The 953-nt window shown below is 70.5% G+C and carries 1 protein-coding gene; it reads right to left on the bottom strand.

Going from position 1 to position 953, the window contains the following annotated elements:
* The coding region (locus tag ACFQO7_RS26615) for a WD40 repeat domain-containing protein (RefSeq protein WP_376808934.1) at window positions 1-867 on the bottom strand (867 nt) is incomplete at its 3' end.
* Window positions 868-953 lie beyond the last annotated feature (86 nt).

A 953-nucleotide genomic window follows, 5' to 3' on the forward strand; every position in this document is an offset into this window, starting at 1 on the left:
GAGGTGGTGTAGCTGTTGGCCGGTGTGAGGGTCCCAGATCTGTACCCCCGGGTCGCTGGCGCCGAGGTGGGCGGTGTTGGCGATGGTGGCGAGCCAGGTGCCGTCGGAGGCGACACAGATCTGCTTGACGCCGCTTTGGTGGCCGGTGTCGAGGTGGTGTAGCTGTTGGCCGGTGTGAGGGTCCCAGATCTGTACCCCCGGGTCGCCGTCGCCGAGGTGGGCGGTGTTGGCGGTGGTGGCGAGCCAGGTGCCGTCGGGTGCGATGTGCACGTGTCCTGCGCCGTGCCGGTGGCCGGTGTCGAGGTGGTGGAGGTGTTGGCCTGTGTGGGGGTCCCAGATCTGTACCACCGGGTCGCCGTCGCCGCCGAGGGGGGAGGTGTTGGCGGCGGTGGCGAGCCAGGTGCCGTCGGGTGCGATGTGCACCTGCCCTGCGCCGCGTTGGTAGCCGGTGTCGAGGTGGTGGAGGTGTTGGCCGGTGTGGGGGTCCCAGATCTGTACCACCGGGTCGCCGTCGCCGCGGGAGGCGTTGGCGGTCGTGGCGAGCCAGGTGCCGTCGGAGGCGACACAGATCTGCTTGACGCCACCTTGGTGGCCGGTGTCGAGGTGGTGTAGCCGTTGGCCGGTGTGAGGGTCCCAGATCTGTACCCCCGGGTCGCTGCCGCCGCGGGAGGCGTTGGCGGTCGTGGCGAGCCAGGTGCCGTCGGGTGCGATGTGCACCTGCCCTGCGCCCTGCCGGTGGTCGGTGTCGAGATAACCATGTGTACCTGCGTGCGAGTCCCAAATCCGTACCACCGGGTCGCCGCCGTCGCCGTCGCGGGAGGTGTTGGCGGCGGTGGCGAGCCAGGTGCCGTCGGGTGCGATGTGCACCTGCCCTGCGCCGCCTTGGTGGCCGGTGTCTACGTGGTGGAGGTGCTGGCCGGTGTGGGGGTCCCAGATCTGTACCACCGGGTCGC

Source organism: Catellatospora aurea (assembly GCF_042663325.1).
GTDB classification, from domain to species: domain Bacteria; phylum Actinomycetota; class Actinomycetes; order Mycobacteriales; family Micromonosporaceae; genus Catellatospora; species Catellatospora aurea.